This window comes from Neochlamydia sp. AcF95 (genome assembly GCF_018342455.1).
Taxonomy (GTDB): domain Bacteria; phylum Chlamydiota; class Chlamydiia; order Chlamydiales; family Parachlamydiaceae; genus Neochlamydia.
This window is the reverse complement of the sequence record NZ_JAEMUC010000029.1, coordinates 1-23,951: the sequence shown is the minus strand read 5'-3', so window position 1 is coordinate 23,951 and position 23,951 is coordinate 1. Positions and strand designations below refer to the sequence as shown.

Annotated in this window: 21 protein-coding genes; 10 read left to right on the top strand and 11 right to left on the bottom strand. The window is 38.2% G+C overall.

Annotated elements, in window-relative coordinates; genetic code table 11:
* Positions 1-22 precede the first annotated feature (22 nt).
* Positions 23-2,569, top strand: a complete 2,547-nt coding sequence (locus NEOC95_RS02560) for a leucine-rich repeat domain-containing protein (RefSeq protein ID WP_213151311.1) — start codon at positions 23-25, stop codon at positions 2,567-2,569.
* A 102-nt stretch (positions 2,570-2,671) separates the two neighbouring features.
* Here NEOC95_RS02560 and dapA read toward each other — a convergent pair whose 3' ends face one another.
* From dapA to recD2, 4 genes are all read right to left on the bottom strand, one after another.
* On the bottom strand, positions 2,672-3,559 hold the full coding sequence (gene dapA / locus NEOC95_RS02555; protein ID WP_213151308.1) for a 4-hydroxy-tetrahydrodipicolinate synthase: 888 nt from the start codon (positions 3,557-3,559) through the stop codon (positions 2,672-2,674).
* A gap of 2 nt (positions 3,560-3,561) precedes the next feature.
* Entirely contained in the window at positions 3,562-4,329 is a 768-nt protein-coding gene (dapB, locus tag NEOC95_RS02550) for a 4-hydroxy-tetrahydrodipicolinate reductase (RefSeq protein ID WP_213151306.1), read from the bottom strand.
* A 156-nt stretch (positions 4,330-4,485) separates the two neighbouring features.
* Entirely contained in the window at positions 4,486-5,535 is a 1,050-nt protein-coding gene (locus NEOC95_RS02545) for a phospholipase D-like domain-containing protein (protein ID WP_213151304.1), read from the bottom strand.
* Positions 5,535-7,718 carry an SF1B family DNA helicase RecD2 gene (gene recD2 / locus NEOC95_RS02540; protein ID WP_213151302.1) on the bottom strand — a complete coding sequence of 728 codons (2,184 nt, stop codon included), beginning with the start codon at positions 7,716-7,718 and terminating at the stop codon, positions 5,535-5,537. Before recD2 ends, NEOC95_RS02545 begins: the two co-directional genes overlap by 1 nt.
* Before the next feature lie 306 nt (positions 7,719-8,024).
* Here recD2 and NEOC95_RS02535 point away from each other — a divergent pair, with 306 nt between their 5' ends.
* The 3 genes from NEOC95_RS02535 to NEOC95_RS02525 all read left to right on the top strand — a co-directional run bounded on the left by NEOC95_RS02535 (position 8,025) and on the right by NEOC95_RS02525 (position 11,382).
* Complete coding sequence (locus tag NEOC95_RS02535; protein ID WP_213151300.1) at positions 8,025-8,267, top strand: hypothetical protein; 243 nt, start codon at positions 8,025-8,027, stop codon at positions 8,265-8,267.
* 364 nt (positions 8,268-8,631) lie between these two features.
* Positions 8,632-8,835: a hypothetical protein gene (locus tag NEOC95_RS02530; RefSeq protein ID WP_166158045.1), complete on the top strand. Its 204-nt coding sequence runs from the start codon at positions 8,632-8,634 to the stop codon at positions 8,833-8,835.
* Positions 8,836-9,327: 492 nt separating this feature from the next.
* Positions 9,328-11,382: a hypothetical protein gene (locus tag NEOC95_RS02525; protein ID WP_213151299.1), complete on the top strand. Its 2,055-nt coding sequence runs from the start codon at positions 9,328-9,330 to the stop codon at positions 11,380-11,382.
* Between the two features lie 122 nt (positions 11,383-11,504).
* On the opposite strand, the gene NEOC95_RS02520 is transcribed toward NEOC95_RS02525, so the two are convergent.
* Positions 11,505-12,398, bottom strand: a complete 894-nt coding sequence (locus NEOC95_RS02520) for a methionyl aminopeptidase (RefSeq protein ID WP_213151298.1) — start codon at positions 12,396-12,398, stop codon at positions 11,505-11,507.
* A 227-nt stretch (positions 12,399-12,625) separates the two neighbouring features.
* Here NEOC95_RS02520 and NEOC95_RS02515 point away from each other — a divergent pair, with 227 nt between their 5' ends.
* From NEOC95_RS02515 to xerD, 5 genes are all read left to right on the top strand, one after another.
* Entirely contained in the window at positions 12,626-13,303 is a 678-nt protein-coding gene (locus NEOC95_RS02515) for a tRNA (guanine(46)-N(7))-methyltransferase TrmB (protein WP_213151297.1), read from the top strand.
* The gene (locus tag NEOC95_RS02510) at positions 13,300-14,346 is read left to right on the top strand and encodes a hypothetical protein (RefSeq protein WP_213151296.1); all 1,047 of its coding nucleotides are present in this window, start codon (positions 13,300-13,302) and stop codon (positions 14,344-14,346) included. Before NEOC95_RS02515 ends, NEOC95_RS02510 begins: the two co-directional genes overlap by 4 nt.
* 179 nt (positions 14,347-14,525) lie before the next feature.
* Positions 14,526-16,145, top strand: a complete 1,620-nt coding sequence (locus tag NEOC95_RS02505) for a glucose-6-phosphate isomerase (RefSeq protein WP_249270142.1) — start codon at positions 14,526-14,528, stop codon at positions 16,143-16,145.
* Between the two features lie 19 nt (positions 16,146-16,164).
* The gene (locus NEOC95_RS02500) at positions 16,165-16,671 is read left to right on the top strand and encodes a hypothetical protein (protein WP_213151295.1); all 507 of its coding nucleotides are present in this window, start codon (positions 16,165-16,167) and stop codon (positions 16,669-16,671) included.
* A 3-nt stretch (positions 16,672-16,674) separates the two neighbouring features.
* On the top strand, positions 16,675-17,577 hold the full coding sequence (gene xerD / locus NEOC95_RS02495) for a site-specific tyrosine recombinase XerD (protein ID WP_213151294.1): 903 nt from the start codon (positions 16,675-16,677) through the stop codon (positions 17,575-17,577).
* A 35-nt stretch (positions 17,578-17,612) separates the two neighbouring features.
* Here the strand turns inward: xerD and NEOC95_RS02490 are convergent, their stop codons facing one another.
* A complete protein-coding gene (locus NEOC95_RS02490) occupies positions 17,613-18,119 on the bottom strand; it encodes a SycD/LcrH family type III secretion system chaperone (protein WP_166158024.1) in 507 nt (168 codons plus the stop codon).
* 119 nt (positions 18,120-18,238) lie between these two features.
* Here NEOC95_RS02490 and NEOC95_RS02485 point away from each other — a divergent pair, with 119 nt between their 5' ends.
* The gene (locus NEOC95_RS02485) at positions 18,239-18,643 is read left to right on the top strand and encodes a hypothetical protein (protein ID WP_166158021.1); all 405 of its coding nucleotides are present in this window, start codon (positions 18,239-18,241) and stop codon (positions 18,641-18,643) included.
* Between the two features lie 398 nt (positions 18,644-19,041).
* Here NEOC95_RS02485 and gatB read toward each other — a convergent pair whose 3' ends face one another.
* The 5 genes from gatB to NEOC95_RS09480 all read right to left on the bottom strand — a co-directional run bounded on the left by gatB (position 19,042) and on the right by NEOC95_RS09480 (position 23,712).
* Entirely contained in the window at positions 19,042-20,502 is a 1,461-nt protein-coding gene (gatB, locus tag NEOC95_RS02480) for an Asp-tRNA(Asn)/Glu-tRNA(Gln) amidotransferase subunit GatB (protein WP_213151289.1), read from the bottom strand.
* Between the two features lie 10 nt (positions 20,503-20,512).
* Positions 20,513-21,970, bottom strand: coding sequence for an Asp-tRNA(Asn)/Glu-tRNA(Gln) amidotransferase subunit GatA (gatA, locus tag NEOC95_RS02475; RefSeq protein ID WP_249270141.1), 1,458 nt, complete (start codon positions 21,968-21,970; stop codon positions 20,513-20,515).
* Between the two features lie 17 nt (positions 21,971-21,987).
* Positions 21,988-22,287 carry an Asp-tRNA(Asn)/Glu-tRNA(Gln) amidotransferase subunit GatC gene (gatC, locus tag NEOC95_RS02470; RefSeq protein ID WP_166158015.1) on the bottom strand — a complete coding sequence of 100 codons (300 nt, stop codon included), beginning with the start codon at positions 22,285-22,287 and terminating at the stop codon, positions 21,988-21,990.
* A gap of 113 nt (positions 22,288-22,400) precedes the next feature.
* The gene (locus tag NEOC95_RS02465) at positions 22,401-23,420 is read right to left on the bottom strand and encodes a hypothetical protein (RefSeq protein WP_213151287.1); all 1,020 of its coding nucleotides are present in this window, start codon (positions 23,418-23,420) and stop codon (positions 22,401-22,403) included.
* A gap of 160 nt (positions 23,421-23,580) precedes the next feature.
* The gene (locus tag NEOC95_RS09480) at positions 23,581-23,712 is read right to left on the bottom strand and encodes a hypothetical protein (protein WP_283248237.1); all 132 of its coding nucleotides are present in this window, start codon (positions 23,710-23,712) and stop codon (positions 23,581-23,583) included.
* Positions 23,713-23,951: the final 239 nt, after the last annotated feature.

Here is a 23,951-nt window from a genome sequence, read left to right as displayed (position 1 = left end):
CCAAAATTAAGGAGATAACCAGATGCATCCTTTCACTCCTTCTATTACCATTGAGCAATTACCTAATGAAATTTTAGTTCCTATCTTGGAGAGTTGTGCCCACCCGTCTTTGCTCAGCGTTTGCGCGAAATGGCACCATATTCTGTCAAATGAAGCAATGGTAAACCTTTATAAAAAGATAGCTCGTATGCATTTTCCTACAGGAAATGTTAATGAGCAAGCACTCATTATAGATAAAATCTATCAAATAGATGCTCAATTCTCGTATATAAAAAAGATAAATGAGATTTTCAGGCATCTTTTTAAATTAGCTAAATCTTTTTCTCCCTTAGAATTTAAATGGAAGACTGAGGAAAAGAGGTACCTAACATTAGCTAATTATTATTCTTACCTCGTCAATATTAACCGTCTCTTATTATGGAAAGCTCTAGAAGGGGGAAAAGAATATTTAGAGGATGAAAAAATCATGCACTTGACCGTAGAAAAAAAAGGAGCTCTACTTAGGCCATGGCTTGAAAAATATGGTACAGATATCATAGCTCTAGACCTAAAAAAAATTGGTTTGACTTATTTACCGTCCGAGATAGGGTTATTGTCCTGCCTACAAGCACTTTCCTTAGCCAAAAACAATCTGACTATTCTTCCACCAGAGATAGGGAAATTATCTCTCTTGAAAATCATCCATTTGGAGCATAACCAACTAACCACTCTTCCTATTGAAATAGGGCAACTATCCCAGCTAGAGAGCCTTCATCTAGAATATAACCAACTCATTTCTCTTCCTGCTGAGATAGGTCAGCTATCTCAGCTTGAATGTTTTACTGCAGATTACAATCAGCTTACTACTCTTCCTGCTGAGATAGGCCACCTGAGTCAGCTTAAAGTGCTTGATATAGAATACAATCAGCTTACCATCCTTCCGGAAGAAATAAATCAGCTGCACAAGCTGCAACAATTTAGTCTAGGACACAACCAACTTAGCTTTCTCCCTGCTAGGATAGAGGGATTGTGGGAGCTAGAAACTCTGCTTCTAAATAATAATCTCCTTACTTTCCTTCCTCAAGAGATAGGAGATTTATCTCAGCTACAAGAACTTATTTTAGACCATAACCAGCTTAGCTCCCTTCCTGATGAGATAAGCCAGCTAGCTGAGCTGCAAAAACTCTTTGTAAGCAATAATCTGCTTACTTCTCTTCCTAATGAGGTAGAAAGATTATCTAATTTGCAAGAGCTTATTTTAGACCATAACCAGCTTAGCTCCCTTCCTGATGAGATAAGCCAGCTAACTGAACTACGAAAACTCTATGTAAGCAATAATCTGCTTACTTCTCTTCCTAGCGAGATAGAAAGATTATCTAATTTGCAAGAACTTATTTTAGACGATAACCAGCTTAGCTTCCTTCCTGGTGAGATAGGTCAGCTAAGTGAGCTACAAGTTCTTTATGCAAGCAATAATCTGCTTACTTCTCTTCCTCAAGAAATAGGAGATTTACCTCAGTTGCAAGAACTTTCTGTAGTGTATAACCAGCTTAGCTCTCTTCCGACTCAGATAGGCCAACTAACTGAGCTGCAAAAACTTTATGCACACAGCAATTTACTTACTTCTCTTCCTCAAGAAATAGGAGGCCTATCTCAATTACAGGAGTTTTTTTTAGAGTATAATCAGCTTAGTTCTCTTCCTACTGAGATAGGACAGCTTTCTAAATTGCGAAAGTTTAGCCTAAGCAACAATTTATTAACCATACTCCCTGACGAAATAGGGCTTTTATCTAATTTGCAAAAGCTTGATATAGATCATAATCAACTTACCTCTCTTCCTAAACAAATAGGAAAACTATTGAATTTGCAAAAACTTACTTTAAATCATAACCTATTAACCGTTCTTCCTTGTGAAATAGAGGATTTATTTCACTTAGAAAAACTTACTTTAGAATACAATCAACTTACCTCTCTTCCTGAACAAGTAGGAAAATTGCTTAAGTTACAAGTTCTCACCTTAGATCATAATCAACTTACCAATCTGCCTGCAGCTATGCGATGGCTTATTTACTTGGAAAAACTTTCGTTAGAGTATAATCAACTTACTTTTCTTTTTGATGAGATCGATCAAATGTTCCAGCTGGAAGAACTTACTTTAGATCATAATCAGCTTATTTATATCCCTGCCGAGATAGGAAAACTATCTAAGCTCAAGGTGCTTACTTTAAGCCATAATCAACTTACCCATCTTCCCCCTGAAATAGGGCAGATGCACCGACTACAAGAGCTTATTTTAGAACACAACCAACTTACAGCTCTTCCTAGTGAGATAGGGCATCTTTGTGAACTCCAAAGGCTTTATGTAAGCAACAATCGGCTTACTTCTCTTCCCAACGAGATAGGAAGATTATCTAATTTGCAAGAGCTTATTTTAGAGCATAATCAGCTTAGCTCATTGCCTGCCTTCTTAGGAGAGTTATCTAGGCTGCAAATGCTTAACTTAGAAAATAATCTAATAAGTACTCTTGCTGAGGAGATAAACCAGCTATCTGCCAAGCTTCCCTTCCTCGTAGATGCTATGAATGAATGAATCCAATTCTATACTTTAAATAAAGGGGGGCCTTAACTTGTAAAAAATATGGCCTTCCTTTAGCATCCCATGGGTGATTTATCTTGCCTGCTGTTTTCCTAGCTACAAAACTTTTAAGCACTTTTTTAATTTCTCTAGATTTTCATCATTCATTGCACATAAGGGTAGCCTGCAAGGGCCTGCTGCATGGCCTGCTAGATTCATTGCTGTTTTTATTGGGATGGGGTTGGTTTCGATAAACATACTTTTCATATAGGGAAGCAATTCATAATGCAAAGCACGCGCGGCAGGATAATCTTCTTCTACCATTAGATCGCATAATTTTTTAACCTCTTGAGGGAATAGATTACTTAAAACAGAATAGATGCCATGTCCCCCTAGAGCCATTAAAGGATAAGTTAAAGCATCATCTCCTGACATGATGCTAAAATCAGGTCTAATAAGCCTTATACTTTCAATTACATCCATCATCTGTGAAATGTTTCCAGAGGCTTCTTTTACTCCTACTATATTTTCTATGGCAGCCAATCGTTTTAATGTCTCGATCTGTAAGTTTTGACCCGTCCTACCGGGAATGTTGTAAATGACAAGGGGCAGCTTTACCGCTTTGGCAAGAGTAGAAAAATGTTGATATAAACCTTCTTGGGTGGGCTTGTTATAGTAAGGCGTAACCACTAAGGCCGCATCGGCGCTAGCATCTTGGGCAGCTAAAGTGTTTTCAATAGTAGCATGGGTAGCATAGCTACCAGTACCAACCATAAGAAGGCACTTACCTAGTGTTTCCTCTCGGGCGATACTGATGATTTTCGCTTTTTCTTTTTGGCTTAAGGTAGGGGCTTCACCGGTAGTACCTAAAACCACTAATCCTTGAATATGATAAGATAGCTGAAAACGAATGTTTTTTCTTAAGCCTTCTTCATCTAATTGTCCTTCTTTATCAAAAGGGGTAATAAGCACGGTATAGACGCCCCAAATTTTAGGTTTCATCATAATTATTTCCTTGTAAAGGGGAGGTGTTGGAAATGTTTTTTTGAGGAGCAGATCATATCCTCTAGAGTAAAAATTCCTTTTTTTCCTATTAGCCACTCGGCTGCTGCCAAGGCTCCTCGCGCAAAGCCTTCTCTGTTCCTTGCCTGATGGGTAATGGTAAGAGTATCCGCAGGGGAGTCAAAGATTATCGTGTGGGTGCCAGGTATAGAGCCACAGCGCACGCTTGAGAAATTAAGTTCATGTGGGGCTATAGGACGATCAACTCTATCATAAAGAGGCGTTTTTTTACGCTGAATTTTTTCAAGCAATATGGAAACTAAGCTTTTGGCTGTTCCTGAAGGGCTATCTTTCTTTTGATAATGATGAAGTTCTTGTCCAGCTACATCATAATCATCAAATTCATTCATTAATTGGGCAGCAGCTTCCACAATATTTTTAAAAAGATGAACTCCAATAGAGAAATTAGGAGAAAATAGAAAACCTATTTGGTGTTCATGAATAAGTTTTTTCGCTTCCTCCTTATGCTCTTCCCAGCCTGTTGTTCCCATGACTATATTTTTCTTAAATGGAGCAAGCCTTTGAAGATTGCTTAAAACGGCTTGAGGAGCACTAAAATCTATGCAAATATCCGCTTGCTGAATTAAATTTTCTTTAAGAGAAGAGACAGCCTCGCTGGAGGAGAGTCTGGCTACAATGGTATGTCCTTGCTGTAAGGCGATCTCTTCGATCAGATGTCCCATTTTACCATATCCAATAAGCACAATTTTCATGACAAACTCCTAGATTGAACCCACAATAGATACAAAAAATGTAAATAAATTTAAACCATTTTTCAGTAATTTTTAGCTTGTTTTTTTTTGTGTTCCTAATAAGTGAGAGAAGCATTTTAAAGGATTGAATCAAGTTAATATCATGCAGCTAGCTTATTAACGAAGGGAGTCTGCTTTAATGGCTTGCCATAAGTTCTGCATATGCTGGCGCTGCTCATGAGTTAAAGGATGGAGAACTAAAAAACAATCATCATTTTGTGTGAAAGCAGCTTTAGTCCAATTGGCAGAACCCACTTCTAATGTATGATCATCTAGCCACATGAATTTATGGTGAAGTAATGCTGTGCCTGCACTGTAAAATAATTTAACACGGTGGCTTTTAAGCATTTCTGCTATCTTAGCGCTCGCCCCGTTAGAGGAGCTTCTGTCCAGCACCACTTCTACGTTAACACCTCGCTTTTGGGCCTCCACTACTTCCTTAGCCATATCAAAGCGTGTCCAGGTAAACATAGCGATGCGTATACTTTTTTTAGCTTCTCGAATCAGTTGCTTAATACGCACGCTTGCTTTTTTATCATCAGGCAGAAAAGAGATTTGTAACTCTTGGTCGCCAGCCAAGTAGGTGTGGTGAGTAACCTCGCCCTTTCTATCATACTCATGCAAAGTAGAAGCTTTTTCTTTAATAGTGGCAGCAAGCGCTTCATTTTTTAAGGCGACGACAAGATTACCATGCATATTTAAAGATTCGTTGGTGAAGTTGGCAGAACCAATCCAGCATTCTATATCATCAATCACTAAGATCTTTATATGCATGAGTCCCTTACCTAAACGCCGAATGAGCTCCACCTGAGGGCCCAATTTTTTGCTAATATAGGGGCATGCCTTGGCATCACAGATAACTTTTACAGGAATACCTTCTTGGCTTTTATGACGTAGGGCGTCGATGATTTCTTCACTCGTCATAGAAAAAATGAGGAGGAGAACGGATTTCTTAGCATTGTTTATAGCCGAAATGTAAGCATTTTCCAACTGATCACCCGTTTGATTGGAGAAAAACTTAGCTGTTTCTTCAGCTACAGGGATAGGTTTTATCCATAAAGCATCGTGGAATAAAGCTGTACCGATTAAAAGTAAGCTAGAGATAAGTGTTAAAGCAGACTGAATGAGAAATTTCTCAGAAAACAAGGGAGCTTTACTTTTTCTCATTATGGCATGCTTACGCTAATATTATTAATTCCTATAAGAGCATGATAAAGTCCGGTATGACGTTTTTTTACTTCATCATTCTTAATAGCGATAGCGATCGCTTTTTTGCTTCCGACAATGATTACATGCTTTTGCCCACGTGTTACCCCTGTGTAGAGTAAATTGCGATATAACAAAGCAAAATGGGTAGTATGCACAGGCATAATAATACAGGGACATTGGCTACCTTGATACTTATGCACGGAAACAGCATAGGCAAGGACAATTTCATCAAGATCGGTAAATTCATAAATAATGTCACGATCTTCTATTTGTATAAGAACTTGCTGTTCAAGAATGTCTATCTCTTTGATTACTCCTATTTCTCCATTATAAACCTCTTTTTTATAATCATTGCGGATTTGCATAACTTTATCTCCGACTAATAACTTTCTCCCTGCTCTAAATAAGGGATTGCTATTTTTATTCAGAGTCTCTTGTAAAACGGTGTTTAAGTTATCGGCCCCAATGATTCCTTTACGCATGGGTGTCAACACTTGAATATCATGGAGAGGATCATAGCCATATCTTTGGGGAAGCCTTTGGGCAATAAGAGCGATAATATTTTTTAATACTTCTTCAGGGGTTACAGCTTCAAGGAAGAAAAAATCGCTCTCACTATGGTTATGAATATCTGGAAAGATACCACTATTAATTTTATGAGCATTAGTAATAATACGCGAGCCTGCCGCTTGACGATAAATTTCTGTTAGCAGAGTGACCGAGATTGTTTGCGAGTTAATCATATCACTTAAGACGTTGCCAGGGCCAACACTTGGCAGCTGATTGATGTCTCCCACAAAGATAAGCCTGCATGTATTGGGAATAGCTTTTAATAAACTATACATGAGAAAGGTATCGATCATACTGGCTTCATCCACAATCAGTAGATCGCAATCCAAAGGATTTTCACGATTACGTTTAAATCCCCCATTTTTAAAATTGTATTCCAATATACTATGAATAGTGGAAGCTTTTTTACCTGTAATTTCACTCATGCGCTTAGCAGCACGCCCAGTAGGTGCCATCAGCAGAATTTTATCACTCAATTTTTCTGTAATAGCCAGAATAGCATTTGTGATGGTACTTTTCCCCGTACCCGGGCCACCTGTGATAATATGAAGCTTTTGATAAAGGCAATTTTTTATCGCAATGCTTTGGTTATTAGCTAATTTAATATTTAGCTTTAGCTGAACCCACTCAAGAGCTTTAGGAATATCCACCGCTCTTAAATTACATGCACAGCTATTTAACCTTTTAATTTCACGGGCAATGCCCGATTCGGCTACAAACAGGGACATATTCCAAATAAAAGTTTGTATCTTTTGGTTGTTAACCAGATCGAATAGTTCGATGCGCCGTTCATCTTTTAAAGAGGAAATACGGGCCTTAACTTTGGGGCTCTCCACCTCCAGCTTTTCTGAAGCTTCAGCCACAAACTCTTCTAAAGGAAAACAGACATGCCCATCCTTAGATAATTCGGCTAAGATAAATTCAATGCCGGCGTCGATCCTGGGAGAGGCATCGTGTTCCATTCCCATTTTTTTGGCAATAGCATCTGCTGTTTTGAATCCAATGCCTGTAATTTCTTGGGCAAGGATATAAGGGTTTTGCTGAACTTTCTCAATGCTATGATTGCCATAATTTTTATAAATTTTTTGCGCATAAACAGGACTTATTCCTTTAGACTGCAAAAATATCATGACTTCTCGTACAGATTTTTGCTCATCCCAACAGGATCTAATTTTTTCAATTCTTTTTTCTCCTAGCCCTTCAATCTCTAATAATTTGTGAGAAGCTTGATCAATCACATCTAGAGTTTCTATCCCAAATTTTTCCACAATGCGTTCAGCATATTTAGGGCCAATTCCTTTGATCAGCCCTGAGCCTAAGTATTTCTTGATCCCTAAAAGATCAGCAGGGGCTTCTACTTGATATTCTTGGCAGATGAATTGCCGTCCATGAACTAGATGCTGCTTCCAATGTCCTTTACAGCGCGCGGTCACACCAGGAAGAGCAGTAGGCATGACTCCAACCACGCACACAAGCTCTTTTAATTGAGCTGTTTTTAGCTGTGCAACCGTATAGCCTGTCTCTGCATTTTGAAAGGTAATTCTCTCAATGTAGCCAACAACAATTTCCATAAACATTTTGATTGAGCAATTTAAAGATGGATAAACAGGTGAAGAGTTAAAAAATTTACATCTATTCATCTTGTAGTATAGGTGGGTCAGCTACTTTTGAAAAGATCTTTTTTAAATTTTAACTGTTTCTGCCTTAAAGTCTAAAATTAACTACCTCTCTCGATAAGGCCACCTAGCCCATATAAAATGTTGAAAGATAGAAATATCCTGCTATTTTCAGCTCCTTTATGCTCCCTAAATGATTAAAAGATTGAAAAATTATTAAAAAAATTAATAATACTATTTGTGGTGGTAAAGGAGAAAAAAATGCATAGATTAGCTTTTTTGATGGGAATGGTTGTGATAGGATATATGCCTTTAGAGGCAGCAGAGGAACAGAGTGTTGGTGAAGATGAGAGCCAAATAACAGAAGATTGCTATGCTCCAAAGAGGGGGGCCAGATTGTTTTATGGAAGAGCGATAGATAGCCATATGGGTGATTTGGACGAAAAAAATTATGGATGGCCAGGCATGCGAGCAGATGCTTTTTATGACCATTTTACTAAATAAAAAATAATAGTTGCTTATCTTTCCTTTGAGGCAAATGTAAAACAAGAAGATAAAAATTAAGCTTAGAATTTTTTTCACTTCAGCTGTAGAGGGGGTTATTTTAGACTTTTTTTCTCTACTTAAATGCTAAAGAGCGCACTCCTTTAGAAAATTTTTTTTGTAGAGTGCCTATTTACATTAGCTTACATCTTCAATAAAAAATCTTATCAAATTAACTTTTCATAATTACTCTCATCGTATAATGTGACAAATATTGGGTTAAAAGTATAAGTGGGTAAAGGGAGCTTTTAATTGATCAATAGAATTTATAAAGAAGCTTTAAGCCAAAAAAATTAGAGGTGGAGGCAAATGCTAAGGAGATTAGATGAAGTCTAATAAGCAAAAGCAATTATACGATACGTTATCTAAAAATCATGCTTGTTATGTTCTTATTACCTGCGATAAACCCGTAGAAGATGGTAACATGCAAGTGCAGATGACTTATGAAGGGGACTCTTCTTTAGTTGCTTATCTGCTACAAGGGGCCCAATCTTTTATTGATGAAAAAGAAGAAGAAGCTTTCTTATAAAAAATTAAGCCTTACTTGAAAGTCTTCTTTCCTATTAAATAAGCAGGAGGCCTCTAGTTCTGAGGAGAGAGGTTAAAGAAATATTCTTAGAAGCTCTTCATCTTGCTTAATTAGAAGAAAATATTTATCGCTCAGGAAATTTAGCCTGATCCAGCTTTAATAATGATTGAAAAGAATAAACGCGCATAAAAGCATTTTTTATCGTGTGGCATAAATTTTTTAAGATGAGTTTTTTTGTGAAAGCAAAAGTAATATCATTGATTAATATTCTACGCATAGGGTTCTATTTAAGCTTGCAGAATTTTTTTATCACCACTATTTATAGAGAGAGCTAGCTTCTCTATTGCCTTTAGTTCTGAAATTCGGGTTGTGCCAATAAAGCTTTGCTCTAAATGTTATTAAGCAGGCTCTCACACTTACTACTTTACATTTTGATGAGTTTGTTATAAGGTTGACCCTAATTAATAGACTTTAGAGCATTTTTGTATAGTAATGAACTTAACGCGTGAACGTCAGTTTTTTCTATGGAGCGTGGTAGGTCCACTCTTAGCCTTAGCTACCCTTTTCATCATGTTCTTGCGTCCCACTCCACTCACACCCTTGTTAGCCTTCACTCTTGTTTTAGGTTTACCTGTTTGCTGGTATTTAAAAAGAGGCGGTCTCATTTTAGCTGGCTTTTCATTAGCATTTTTGCTGTCTTTCTATCATCCGATACTTATTAATTCTCCCGCGTGGCATGGAGGGATTACTTTTTCCATTTTACTTACTTTTTTTATCACCAGTTATAGCTATGATACTGCTTTAGTTCTGATACAAGAGGTTCAATCTCCCTCTTCTGCTACAGAAGAAGGCTTCTTTAAGCTTGAAAATGGGAGGCTAGAGAGCCAGCATGAAAAAGAAAGTCCCCAGGAAAAATTAGAGAAAATTACTCAAAAACTCTACCATTCTCAGCAGAAAAATAATCATCTAGACTCTCTTTTAAAAAGCTCTCAAGCTGAGATTGAGCAGGTAAAATTAGAAAATGAAAAGTATAAGGCTGATGCCCAAGCTATTAAACATGAACTTGAAATAAGATCTTTTAAAGAGGAGCAGCTATTACAAGAGCTGCTGGACAAACGTGGAGAAGCCCTGCAGCTTAGCGATCAACTCGTTGAAATTAATAAAGAGCTAGCTAAGCGAACAGAAGCACTCAAGCTTATGCAGGATGATCCTCCATTAGAAAAGCTTAGGCTGCAATACCAAGCTGACATGCAAAGTGCAAATAAACAACTAGAAGCACTTACTGAGGGGCTAAAAGATTCCCAACAAGAGGCTCAAGCTTTTAAGAAAGAAGTGCATTTACTCACTGCAGAGCTGAATAATCAAGCGGTTAGAAATGAGCGTATGCTAGATGAGCTTTTGGAGAAACGTAAGGAAATCCTTTACATTAAAGATCAACTTCAAGAAGCCCATGAAGAGCTGGAAAAGTGTGCAAGTATCATTGATAGCCATTCTGCAGAAAATATAGAAAATATCAAAAGCCAACATCAACGAGAAATTCAACATTTTGAAGAGCAGGTGAGAGCTCTTTCTCAAGCACTAAAAGATTTTGAAGAGAAAAGCTCCTGGCTAGAAGAGCGATCTGAACAAGCTACCCTTGAGATAGAACTTGCCAAGCAAGAAATTGAGCGTTCTAAGGATAACCTGCAGTTCATGCAAAAAGAGCTAGAGCTTAAAAGTTTTAATGAAAAGAAAGCTTGGGAAGAACTGGAAGAAGAAAAGAAAGCTTCTCTTGAAGTAAAAATGCAGCTGCAACAAGTGCAAAATGAGCTTAAAGATTGTATTCTTTGTCATAAGAGTGAAACTCAAAATCTTAGCGAGCTAATTAACGCCAAAGATCAAGAGATATTTAATATACAATTTAGCCTGCAGAGTGCTTTAGAAGATTTACAAACGCATGAAAAAGAACTAACTCAGCTTCAGGAAGAGAAAATAGCCTATCAAGCTCTACAAGAAAAATGGGCCCATCAAATCGAAGACTTGCAACAGGAAAAGATAAGCTTAAATTCTACTCTTATAAAGTTTCAAGATGAGCTCCAACAGTTTAAAGATCTTGAGCAAGAAAAAGCGCGGTTAGAAGCGGCTTTAAAGGAAAACATGCAGGAGCTTGAGGCAGCTCGCCTGGCAATAGAAAAAGCAGAGGAAAGTGCTAAGCAGTATGCTAGGCAAGATAAGAAAGAAAAACTTATCCTTCAACCTACACCCAATTCCCATGAAGAGTATGCTTTAAGGCGCCGTGCCGAGGGAATGTACTTACAGCTAAAAGAGCAATTTAATGATAAATCTATTGTTTTAGAGCACACCAGGCAAAAACTTTTTTATGCAGAAGAAAAAATTTCTCAATTACAACTGCTTATTCAAGAAAAAGAGCAGTTTAATGTAGACCCTTATGCCCAACATTTAACGCAACATATCATCCAAATGCAAAACCAATTGGATAATTTAGAAAAAACTTATTATCTAGAGGTAGAGAGTTTAAACGAGATTATTACTAAGCTTAGCTTATAATTTTTTATTCTTTTAAAAAAGGTAAAGCCACCGCCACTTGCTCTAGCTACTAGCTTGCAATGAAGGTAAGCGAGAGTAGGTATATAAAGGAAAAGGGAAGGTGAGGGGAAATTTAAAGATCGTTATCTTTGCCAGTTAGTTAAAATTTCATGCCCCTCAGGAGTAATGAGTAAAGTATGCTCAAATTGAGCACTCGCTTTACCATCTTTAGTGCGAGCTGTCCACTCATCCTCTTGGTCAATTATCGCCTCTTGAACCCCTGCATTTATCATAGGCTCGATAGTAAATATCATCCCTGGTGCCAAAGGAATCTGGCTTCCATTATAGGCATGAGGAATTTGGGGGTTTTCATGAAAGTTTATTCCTACCCCATGTCCTACAAACTGATGGACAACAGAACAGTGATGCGCGCGCGCATAAGCTTCTATTACGTTACCAATTTCTTTGATTTCCACCCCAGGTTTACAAATAGCAAGAGAGCGTTTTAAACACTCATACGCTACTTCCATGACTAGCTGTTTTTCTTCTGAAACTTTACCTATGCTAACCATCTTGCTGCAGTCGCCATAGTAGCCTTCAAAAATGCAAGTGACGTCAATATTTAATATATCTCCCTCTTTTAAGGGGATTTTATTAGGAATGCCATGACAAACGACCTCATTAAGAGAAGTACAAATGCTTTTAGGAAAAGGTGGATGGCCATAGTGAAGAGGAGCAGGAATGGCTCCCATCTCTAAATGCAACCGATGCGCAAAATCATTGATTTCCAAGGTGGTAATACCCTCTTTAGCTATTTTACAGGTTTCTTCAAGAATATAGGAAGCTAGATGGCAGGCTCTACGTATGGCTGTGATTTCCTGCTCATTTTTAAGGATGATATTGTATCTTTTTAAATACTCTTTCTTTAAAAGTTGGGAGTGTTCTGTTTCTTTTAATGCAGGGCTAAGATGAGGAAAATGGCATTTCTTCCATTTTTTACCGCTTTTACACCAACATTCATGATTTCGACCGATCATAGAGTTCCTTAAATCCCCAAAGATAAGCAGTAGACTTTTTGGTAGATTTGATATATCTTATTTTAAGTAAATTTTAAAAAAGGGCTTATTTTCTCTCCTGAGCATTATAGATGAATGATCGATTGACTTAAAGCCGTTTTTTAGTAAGGCCGCTTGGAATAATGTACCCTGGCTACATGCTTGGGTGGCAGATTATATTAACTTGTTTCAAAAAAATTATTGGGATTATGAAGCCTGCTGATTTGATACCCCCTTTTCCTAAAGATAATAGAAAAGTTACCATCCATGATGGCATATGGTACTTACCCGATAGGCATCTAGCTCAAAATCATTTTGAGTTTCCTGGGTGGTCTCATCCTTCGCTTTTTGGCAATGATCAGCCTGTTAACATAGAATATTGCAGCGGAAATGGGGCTTGGATAGTAGCACAAGCAGAGGCCCATCCTCATCTTAATTGGGTTGCCATTGAGAGAAAATTTACCCGTGTGCGTAAGATCTGGTCCAAAATTAAAAATGGCTCGCTCAAGAACTTGATTGTTGTTTGTGGAGAAGGGTTGATGGCCACTCGCACTTACTTTCCTTCAGCTAGTATTGCTAATGTATTCATCAACTTTCCGGATCCTTGGCCTAAATTGCGACATGCTAAGCACCGTTTAATACAGCCTCACTTTGTCCAGGAATTAGCCCGGGTGATGCAAACAGATAAAGCTCTTACTTTTGTTACGGATGATATAAGCTACTCGCAAGAAGCGATTGAAGTTTTCTTGTCAGCCGCAGATTTTAAATCTTACTATTCTCACCCCTACTTTTCTACCGAAGAAGAAGGTTATGGCACTTCTTATTTTGAGGAGCTTTGGCGCTCCAAGGGTAAAACAATTCGCTATCATAGGTTTATTAAAAAATGAGTGTCGAGGAGATCCCTGAAAATACAAAAAGGCTAGTTTGGGATAAACCTTACTTTTATTACCAAGGAAAAATTTTTAAGCCTAAGCTTTATGAATGGCAAGCAGAGGATGAAAAAATCCCTGCTGGCTATAATGTCATTTCACTTAAATTAGATGGCAAAGTGACGGCAAGCCTTGACTGGAAAAAAATAGAAAAGGTGGCAGAAAATTATTCGAAAGAAGGCTTTCTGCTTTTTTGGGACTTAGATTTAGGTTTATTTGATCGTTTAGAGTGGCCCTTATCTAATCAAACCCAGTTTTTATCTCTGCTTCTTTCTCTCGAGCACTTTCGGGATAATTTATGGGATAAATTTAAAGCTCAAACCTTAGGGGTAAACATCTATCGAGGGCCCGTAAACTTTAAATCTCAAATGAGCTGGGATGATGAACTACAATCTAATTATAAAGAATGGAAAACTACGAAGGGTAATGAAAATGATCAATTACCCTTTTCTACCTCTCAAGCATTATTTGCACGTGAGGTGGGAGCAGAATATTTAGCACTTTTAGCCAATCGAATGCCTGATGAAATGCCTATCTTTGTGACTTTAGATAAAGATCTATCGTTAAGCTTAAGTTTAGAAGTTCAGCTAACGCATCGCGAACGATGGGGGAGATTACATCTGCTCGTTAAAAATAGTGAGCTTCCCTACTTATTTAATTTTAAGCCTGCACCTGTAGGTGTTTGCCTCCCTAACTATCAATGGAGAGATCAACAAACCTATCAAGAGCTAGAAGAGATATTACGCGATTTATTAAATGAAAGAGTTGCTCTCAATATTATCCCAGAAAATTATCTTCTTCATGAATGGGAAGGGCTGGACTATTTAGTCGTCATTTCCTCCAGCTTAACAAGGCAAGGTAAGCGCAACCTGCAAGGCTTTTGTGCTGCAGGGGGGACAGTCATTACTGTGGGTTCTTCTCTAGGGTTAGCAAAAGAGATACCGTATGTAAAAAGTGAAAAAGGATCTTTTAGCATGATGAATAATAGAGATGGCGAGTAAGGCAGCTTAACTTTCATTCTCTATTAAGGGTTTGGACAAGAGAAAAGTTTAGTTGATTAGCCTTCCTTTTTAAGCCCCAAAAAAGTAATAAAATTTTATTTATAAATTTTACTTTTGCTCTTCATCATTTATTGTTCATCGGTTATAACAAGGCTATCCTATTCAAGTGAGGTTTTTTTATGTCTATGGTAGAAAAGTGTGGTGTGAACAGTCGGTCATTTGATCATTTTCTTGCTACTGCGAAACTAAAGGAACTAGCCAGGCATCCTTGTGACTTAACGGATCCCCAACTCTTAACTCCAACTCGTTTGCAGCAGCTTAGTGCTGAAGCTTGTGGCATAAAATTTTTGTATGGCACAGAACAAGTAACAGAAGAGGTTATGCAAGCTTTGGTGGAGCTATCACGCGAAGCAGGCGTAATACAAGCGATGAAAAAGATGCAGGCGGGTGAAACTGTTAATAAAATTGAAGGCTTTCCTAGTGAGAATAGAAAGGTTTTACATACAGCGGTAAGAGATTTTTTTGAGGCTCCTAATCAGTCGAAAGAGGCTTGCGAGGCAACAAAAGAGGCTAAAAAGGAGATCGATAAGCTGCAGCATTTTATCAATAAAATTGATAAAGATCAAAGTTTTACAGATTTAATTATGATAGGCATCGGAGGTTCAGATTTAGGACCCAAAGCTCATTATTTGGCTTTGCAGCCTTTGCAGAAAAAGGGCCGAAAAGTGCACTTTATTTCCAATGTCGATCCTGATGATGCCACCACGGTTCTTAAAGATGTGGATCTGTCTGCTACTTTAGTGGTTTGTGTATCAAAATCTGGGACCACACTTGAAACATTAACGAATGAAGAAATTGTTCGGTCTCATTTCCAAAAAGCTTCCCTTCATCCTCGTAATCATTTTGTAGCTGTTACAGGTCGTGACAGCCCTATGGATAATCCTGATCAATACCTAGAAAGCTTTTACATTTGGGATTGGATTGGAGGACGTTATTCTACCACCTCGATGGTAGGAGGAGTGATGCTTTCTTTTGCCTTTGGATTTGAAGTGTTTTGGGAGCTACTTAGAGGCGCCAACGCGATGGATAAGGTGGCTTTAAATCCAAGCATCAAGCATAATTTGCCTTTACTAGGAGCTTTATTAGGCATTTGGAATCGAAATTTTTTAGGGCATCCTACCGTGGCGCTTATTCCTTACTCTCACGCTTTATCACGTTTTCCTGCTCATATCCAGCAGCTTGACATGGAATCTAACGGAAAACATACCGATCGAAGAGGCAATCACGTTAATTTTCAGACAGGGCCTATCATATGGGGTGAGCCAGGTACCAATGCCCAACATTCGTTCTTTCAGCTTATTCATCAAGGAACATCTCCCATTCCTGTGGAATTTATCGGTTTTAAAGAATCTCAGTATAAAAAAGATTTTTTATATAAAGGGACTTACTCTCAAGAAAAGCTGCTAGCTAATCTTTTTGCGCAAGCCATAGCTTTAGCAGCCGGTCAAAAAGATCCTGAAAATATAAATAAAAGCTTTTTTGGCAATAGGCCTTCTCATATTCTGTTAGCACGTCAGTTAACGCCCCATATTTTAGGCTCTTTACTTGCCTACTTCGAACATAAAGTAGCCTTTGAAGGATTTATCTGGGGGATTAATTCTTTTGATCAAGAAGGAGTGCAATTGGGTAAAATTTTAGCTAATAAAATTGTTGATCAATTTTCTTTTAAAAGAGGGATGGGCGAAAAATCTGAGTTTGCTTTAGGTGAGGCAATGGTTCGCCATTTAGAGACTTTGTAATGTCCTTAGGGAGAAAATCATGTTGAAAATCGAAATTCCCAAACGTGCCGCGCATTGCATGCATGGCAACGAACCTCTTATTCCAGAGATGGAGTTTTATTCGATCTTGCTTTCTCAAGAAGAAGAATACGAGAGGAAAGACTTTTGCTTAGCTTGCTGGGAAAAATTTGCTAAAGAAAATTTTAGCGCTAGGGCTAAAACGGCTTGGAAAGCTAAAGTCGTTTCGAAAAAAGAGAAGGAAGAAATATCTTTTAAAACACGCGATGAAAAAGCTTTTTATTTATTGAAAAACTTATTGCAATCTCCTTCGGAAGAAGAATGGGCAGAAGCATTCATATTGGCACTTTACCTGGCGCGACGAAAAATTATTTATTTAAGGCAAGAGTTGGCGCAGGAGGATGGATCGGTACTTGCTATTTATGAGGTAGCAGCTACTGAAGAGATGTGGGCTGTTAAACGAAAGCCATTGAGCGCTAGCGACATTGAAGCCCTTCAAGTAAAAATTGCCGAAAAGTTAGCGCGCTAAGCCATGCAGAAATCCTCTTCTAGTCTTTTGGATACTATTTTTGAAGATTTTCTAAGCTATATAGGCTCGGAAAAAGGTTTAGCTGTAAATACTATAGAAGCTTATCAACGAGATATAGCCGCATTTTTTGCTTTTTTAAGCAAGAAAGGCTTTGATGCTATACAACAGGTCGATGAAGAACAGCTGATGGATTTCGTGGCCTCTCTGCAAGCAGCAGGATATGCCAGTTCAAGTATTGTACGCAATCTCATAGCCATTAAAGTATTATGTCGTTTTCTAAAAAGAGAGGGGAATCTACCCAGCAATTTCTCCTTATATTTTGCTACACCTAAAGCTTGGCAGCTTATTCCTACAGTGCTCTCTTACGAAGAAATTGAAAGATTATTAGGAGCTCCTGATGTAGAGACTCTACAAGGCTCACGGGATAAAGCTATGCTAGAAATTATGTATGCGTGCGGGTTGCGGGTCTCTGAAGTTTGTAGCTTGAAGATCTATGATGTGGATGATGAGTATGTGCGGGTGATGGGTAAAGGAAAGAAGGAACGTTTAGTTCCTATAGGATTTAAAGCTATCCAAGCTATCGATCATTATCTTCATCATTATCGTTCATTAACAGAGAGTGAAAAATCTAAAGAATTATTTGTTTCTAGCCGTGGAAAACCTATCGATCGAGTGAGTGTATGGAGGATGATCAAAACATATATGAAAAAAGCAGGAATCCTTAAAAATATATCCCCTCATTCTCTTCGCCATTCATTTGCCACTCATCTATTAGAAAATGGGGCTGACTTACGCGTTATCCAAGAAATGCTTGGGCATGCAAGTATCAGTAGTACAGATAGATACACGCAGATCAGCAAATCGCGCTTGCAAAAAAGCTTTGATGAATTTCACCCGCGGGCTTAATTGAATATTAAAGGTTTAAAAAATTAAGAAAATATTTATATATCTTTAAGTAAAAGCCGTTTAGCATTTTCGGCATGATGCTGAAGCTCTAAAAATTCAGGATGGTTGGAGGCATATTCTATAGCCAAATCTAGGGCTTGCAGAGCACTCTCTCTATCATGCAGAGCAAAGAGACATTTAGCTAAATAAAAATAGGGAACGGGGTTATCAATACGGCATATAGCTGCCATTTCGTAAGCATCGATAGCAGCTTCGTAATCTTTGTTAAGTTGAGAGCACATTCCTAACCCCACCCAATATTCATGGTTATAAGGATTAAGAGTGACCAGGAATAAGAAAGCTTGAGCCGCTTCCCCATAGCGACGATGGTCAAAGAGGCGATAGGCAGCGCCATAGAATTTAGCCATGGTTTCATCGCTAAATTCTAAAATTTGCTGAGCAGTTTTACCTTGGGCAAGTTGCTTTTTAAGAAGCTTTTTATTTTTAAGCTTCATTTTGACTTTTTTAGTTATCTTAAATTCACCAATATCGTCGCTTTCCATTTTTAACCCCGTTGGGCTGATATTATGAATTTCTTCTTCAGTTTGTCAATAAAACATTTCAGGCTTGTTTCTTATCTTCTGATTTAGCATAATACTTCCTCAATAATAAAGAGGTTTATATGACAACGTTAGCATCTGTCGACTTAAAGAGTGATAGAAGATCTATTCATCTGCCTGTTAATCCTGCATGGCGAGAGAAAGCTTCTCAGGCTTTTTCCAAAGTGAAGGAAGTGGCTAACGTTGTGTTTATTAGCCTACTAACCTTAGCTCTTTTTGCTACCAATCCTGGAATGTGCTTTATTTCATTAGTAATAGGGGTAGCTTTTAGTCAATCGATAGAAAAGGCTGTAAATAGGATAAAAGTATTTCTGTCCGCTTATTCCGTCCCTGTAATTATTGCCTGTTGGGGAATAGGTATGTTGGTATTGCCTGTCTTCCTTGCTACTGCCGCAGTTATTTGGCAAGCCTCATTAGGAAGCTATCTTTATAAAAAAGCTGATGAAAAAATGCTTTATAAAGCTTGAAAGGAATTCTAAAAGCTCTATTTTTCTTTTTATTCACCCCTTTTTAATTGGATTAGCTTATAAATAAGGCTAGCTACAAGATAAAAATCTTTGTACCAATTTTTTAATGCTTGAAGTAATTAAAACGAGCGAAGAAGCTAGCTATTAATTTATTCCTTAAGCGGGCGTGAACTACAAAGAGAAAGGAAGAGGTTATTTGAATAGATTTTAAATTAATACCTCCACCTTAAGTAGAACTGATTATTTTTCGAGCGTTTTTATTTAATTTTCTTACCTATAAGCTTGCTAAAAAGAGCATCTAGTTTTTTTTAGCTTCTCTCTCTTTAATATTTAAAAATTAATTTAAAAGAATAAAGTCAAAAAAATAGAAGTTTTTGGCAAGTTTATTAGCTCATTCTTTAGGAATTTATACGCTGCTTGAGCATCTCGTTTACCACGGTGGGTGCCGCTTTACCTCTAGTTTCTTTCATCACTTGTCCTACTAAAAAAGCAAATGCTTTTTCTCTACCTGCTTTAAAATCAGCAATAGATTGAGGGTTTTGTGCTAATACTCTATCCACAATAGCTGCAATTTCCCCTTGATCGCTCACCGGTTTAAAATCAGGATTATCAGCTACAATTTTTTCACAATCCATCTGGGGCTGAGCAACCATTTGATCAGCTACAGTTTTAGCTATTCTTCCCGTGATCGTTCCTTTATCAATCATATTTACTAATTTGGCTAGCTGAATAGGAGGAATACCAAGAGTTAAAAGATTTTTGCCCGAATCTTTAAGCCTTCCTGCAAATTCTACAATGATCCAATTACAAAGATTGCGTGCATTTGAGCAATTTTTAAGAGCTTCCTCGAAGTAATCAGCTATTGGCTTATCTTGCGTTAAAACAAAGGCGTGATGAGGAGAAAGACCAAGCTCGGCTACATAACGCCTCTCTCTTTGCAAAGGTAGTTCTGGTAATGACTGGCGCACTTCCTCAATATAGCTATCGGTCAAAACAATAGGTACAAGATCGGGTTCAGGAAAATAACGATAGTCATCGGCTCGCTCTTTACGGCGCATAAGAACCGTCTCTTTTTTTTCCGGATCCCATCGATAAGTGGACTGTTGAATAATTTGGTTGTAAGGAATGTTAGGGTGCTTTATGTAGGCAGAGATTTGACGTTTAATTTCGCATTCAATCGCTACATGCATATTGCTGAATGAATTCATGTTTTTGATTTCAATCTTATTACGAAGCCCCGTTTCGCCTTTCAGGCGCACGGAAATATTAGCATCTACACGTAGCGAGCCTTCTTCCATGTTGCAATCAGAAACATCAATATATTGTAAAATGGCTTTTATAGCTGATGCATAAGCTACAGCTTCATCGGCAGAATGAATGACAGGCTCAGAAACAATCTCAATCAAAGGAACACCTGCACGATTATAATCCACCCCCGCAAAATTGGTAAAATGTTTAAGCATGCCTGCATCATCTTCCAAGTGTACCCGGTTGACAGCAAAAGTTTTCTCTATTCCATTAACTTCGGCGACAACAGTTCCTCCCAATACAATAGGCTGCTCAAATTGAGTGATCTGAAAATTGCGAGGGCTATCAGGATAAAAATAGGATTTACGATCAAATTTGCTAAATTTAGCGATAGTGGAATTGATGGCACATCCAAATTGCACGGCTTTTCGAACGGCTTCCTTATTGAGCACGGGTAGAGCTCCTGGCTGGCCTGTGCAAACTTCTGTAATGTTTGTATTAGGTTCGTCGCCAAAATGATTGGGAGCTACGCTAAACAGTTTAGTTTTGGTGTTAAGTTCGGCATGTATTTCAAGACCAATTACGGCTTCCCAGTTAATATGCTGCGTCATTGAATTTCTCCTATTTCACTAGTTCAGGCATGTGCATATGATAGGAGGTAGCCTTTTCAAAAGCATGAGAGACTTGAAAAACACCTACCTCATCTTTTTGAGGACCTATTAATTGCAAGCCCATAGGTTTTCCTTCAGCAGAGAAACCGGCAGGAATGCTGATGGCAGGAAGACCTGCTAAGTTAATGCCTATCGTGTAGATGTCTTCTAAATACATTTGTATGGGATCTTTAATCGATCCTATTTCAAAGGCCGCAAAAGGGCTAACGGGACTGGCCACCAAATCACATCTTTTGAAGGCTTCTTGATAGCTTTGTATAATTAAAGTACGAATTTTTTGTGCTTTTTTATAGTAAGCCTGTTGATAACCGGAGGAAAGTACGAAGGTGCCTAGAAGAATTCTTTGCTTCACTTCTTCTCCAAAGCCCTCACTTTTTGAAAAATCATAGATTTCCTCTAAGGTTTGAGCACGGCTAGAACGGTGGCCATAGCGCACTCCATCAAAGCGTGCCAAATTGGTAGAAGCTTCGGCTGTGGCCAGAATGTAATAAACAGGTAAAGAATACTTTAAAATACTTAAATCAATTTCTACAATTTCAGCTCCCAAGCCCTTCAGAATTTCTAAAGAATTGTTAAAGACTTTTTTAGGCTCGGCAGCAAGAGTATCTAAAAAATGCCAAGGTACTCCAATCTTTTTTCCTTTAATGTCCTTATTCATCTTCGTAAGGTAATCGTCCGCTTCAGCGGGTAAGCTGGTAGAATCTTTATCACAGTGCTTTCCAATCACTTCCATCACTAAAGCGGCATCTCGCGTATTGGTAGCAAAAGGGCCTATTTGATCAAGGGAAGAAGCATAAGCGACTAATCCATAACGGGAAACCCTTCCATAGGTAGGTTTAAAACCTACCACTCCACAAAAGGAAGCGGGCAAGCGGATAGATCCTCCTGTATCGCTACCTAGCGCAAGGGGACATAGACGTCCAGCAACAGCAGCAGCCGATCCACCTGAAGAGCCACCGGGAGTACATTTTAAGTTCCAAGGGTTATAAGTTTTTTGTAAAGCAGAGCTTTCATTAGAAGAGCCCATCGCAAATTCATCCATATTAGTCTTGCCTAAAAGAATAGCATCTTCTTCTTCCAAAAGGCGAACAACCGTAGCATCAAAGGGAGCGCGATAATTAACGAGGAATTTAGAGGCGCATGTAGAAATTTCTTCTTTAATATGGATGTTGTCTTTGATAGCCATGGGAACAGCCGCAAGTTTTCCTAATTTTTCTCCCAACGCTCTCTTCTTATCCAGCTGCTTAGCTTTTTCAATCGCGCGTTCTTTGTACACTGCAAGAAAAGCTCCAATCTGGCTGTCATATTGATCGATACGTTTTAAAAAAGCTTCGGTAACAGCTAGCGCGGTAAGATCTCCTTTTAAAAACTTATCTTTAATTTCACAGGCGGTCAGTGTATGTATCATGTCTTTCCTTCAGATAATCAGTTTTGCTTAATGATGGTAGGAACTTTTATCATTCCTCCAATGTGCGCAGGAGCATTGGATAAAAACTTTTCACGGGGCAGGGTAGGCCCAGGCACATCTTCTCTCATCACATTGCACATATCAGCAAGAACATGATCACAAGGTGGCACATCATCGGTATTGATTTCATTCAATTGCTCAAAGTATCCAATAATTTTCTTTAAATTGTTAAGCAGAACCTCTTTTTGTTCTTCAGTACACTCGATGCGACTTAAAGCCATTAGGTTCTGAATAGTATCTTTATCAATATGTGCCATTTTATAGCTCCTGAAATGAATCGCTTTATAATAATGAGAGTCTGCTTATTATGCAACAGAAGCTAAAAAATTTGCAGGGGATTGGGTGTAAACAAAAGTGTTGGCAATTCTTTTTAAGCAGCAGCTTTGTAGGAATTCCAGTAAGCTTCCCAATAACCATTTAACCTACCTATTCTTAAGTTCAGCATCGCATTAGCATTTTCTGTCCTCCACCAAGCTCCCGCTATTTCCAGCCTCTTTTGTACCACAGCCTTAAGGCTACTCTCTATCTCGCCTGATCCAATCGGTAAGCCTTTATCCAAAGCGCTTTTATAATTCATCATATCCAGTCTTTTTTCCATGTACCTATAGCATCTTACTAAGCCATTCTCCTGCTCAGGATGATCTAACGCTTTGAACTTAATTTCAATCTCTTTGAAAACCTCTCGGCTTTTCCCAGCTTTTAACTTCTCTTTACTTTCTTCTAGCCACTTTTTTGGCTCAAAAATATTGCACCAAATGGCAGCCTCGGATAAATATCCACATAGATGGTAAAAATCAATTAAGTGGCCGCTTCGATTGCAAAATTTTAGCTTTACTTGTTCGGCTATCCAAGGCGCTCCATCACTTATGGCATGCACATAGCTGCCTTCTTTCAGGCCCGCTATAAGAGCGCATTCTAGCATCTGTTGGCCTGCTTGTTCTGCCGTCCCAATACTACCAGCATAGAAGCGGTTGGCTCTGTCCTTGCCTCTTGCCAGACTTAGCTTGGCTTCTTTCCAACAAACTTTTCTTGCTTTTCTTGCTTTTCTTGCATCTTTTTTTGCTTGTTTGCCGGCCTCGCCTATCTCCACAATGGGTACCATACTCCTATCTGTTTTACTAATAATGATTGCTTCTTGACTAACCGCTTCTTTTTTTAGCTTAGCTATTCTGCTTGCATGCTTTTGGGTAATCAATCTAACCATGGAAGAAGAAGCTTCAATTCCATAATGTTCCTTCATCTTTTCTCCTACTTTTCCAAAAGCAATATCTGCTCCAAAGTCGGTTATTGCTCGCTCTAATGGTAAAGAATGCCCTCTGCATCTAACCTTGGAAGAAAAGGAAAAGGGTCTAATCAATTTTCCTGCTTGTAGGAAGCATCTCTCTTCCATGCCTACTATCCCAAATGTTGTATGCCAACTTAGTTTTTTTTTTGGAATGCTGTCTTAATTTCATTTCCTGAGCCTTGGCTTCTTGCTCATTTACTTGATGCTTTGCCCAATCCTCTAGGCATTTTTTCCCTAAGCCTCTAACTTCGGGAATAAGAGCAAATTAAGCATCATCCGCCGCTTCAATCCCTTTAACTCCTTCGGTAATATCTAATAAATCTTTAATGGATTCTAATAGGCCGGGATGATTCTTTAAGCAATTTACTACATTATTAGCTTCTTCTTCGTTAAGCATATGCAACCTCCTATTGCTACGCTTTCAGTATGTATTAATCCTTTCTTATCTTGCCAACACTTTTAATTACACCCGAACCCTTGAGTGTAGAAATTCTTAACTTTAAACTAAATATTGACTTTGGCAAAGAAAGCTTAAGGTAGTTCAACATGATTTAAAGTATTTTTGCCCTGAGATAATATTTTAGGAGAGTTTTTTATCAAAAAATGCTATATTTTCTTTACAAGTAAATCATTACA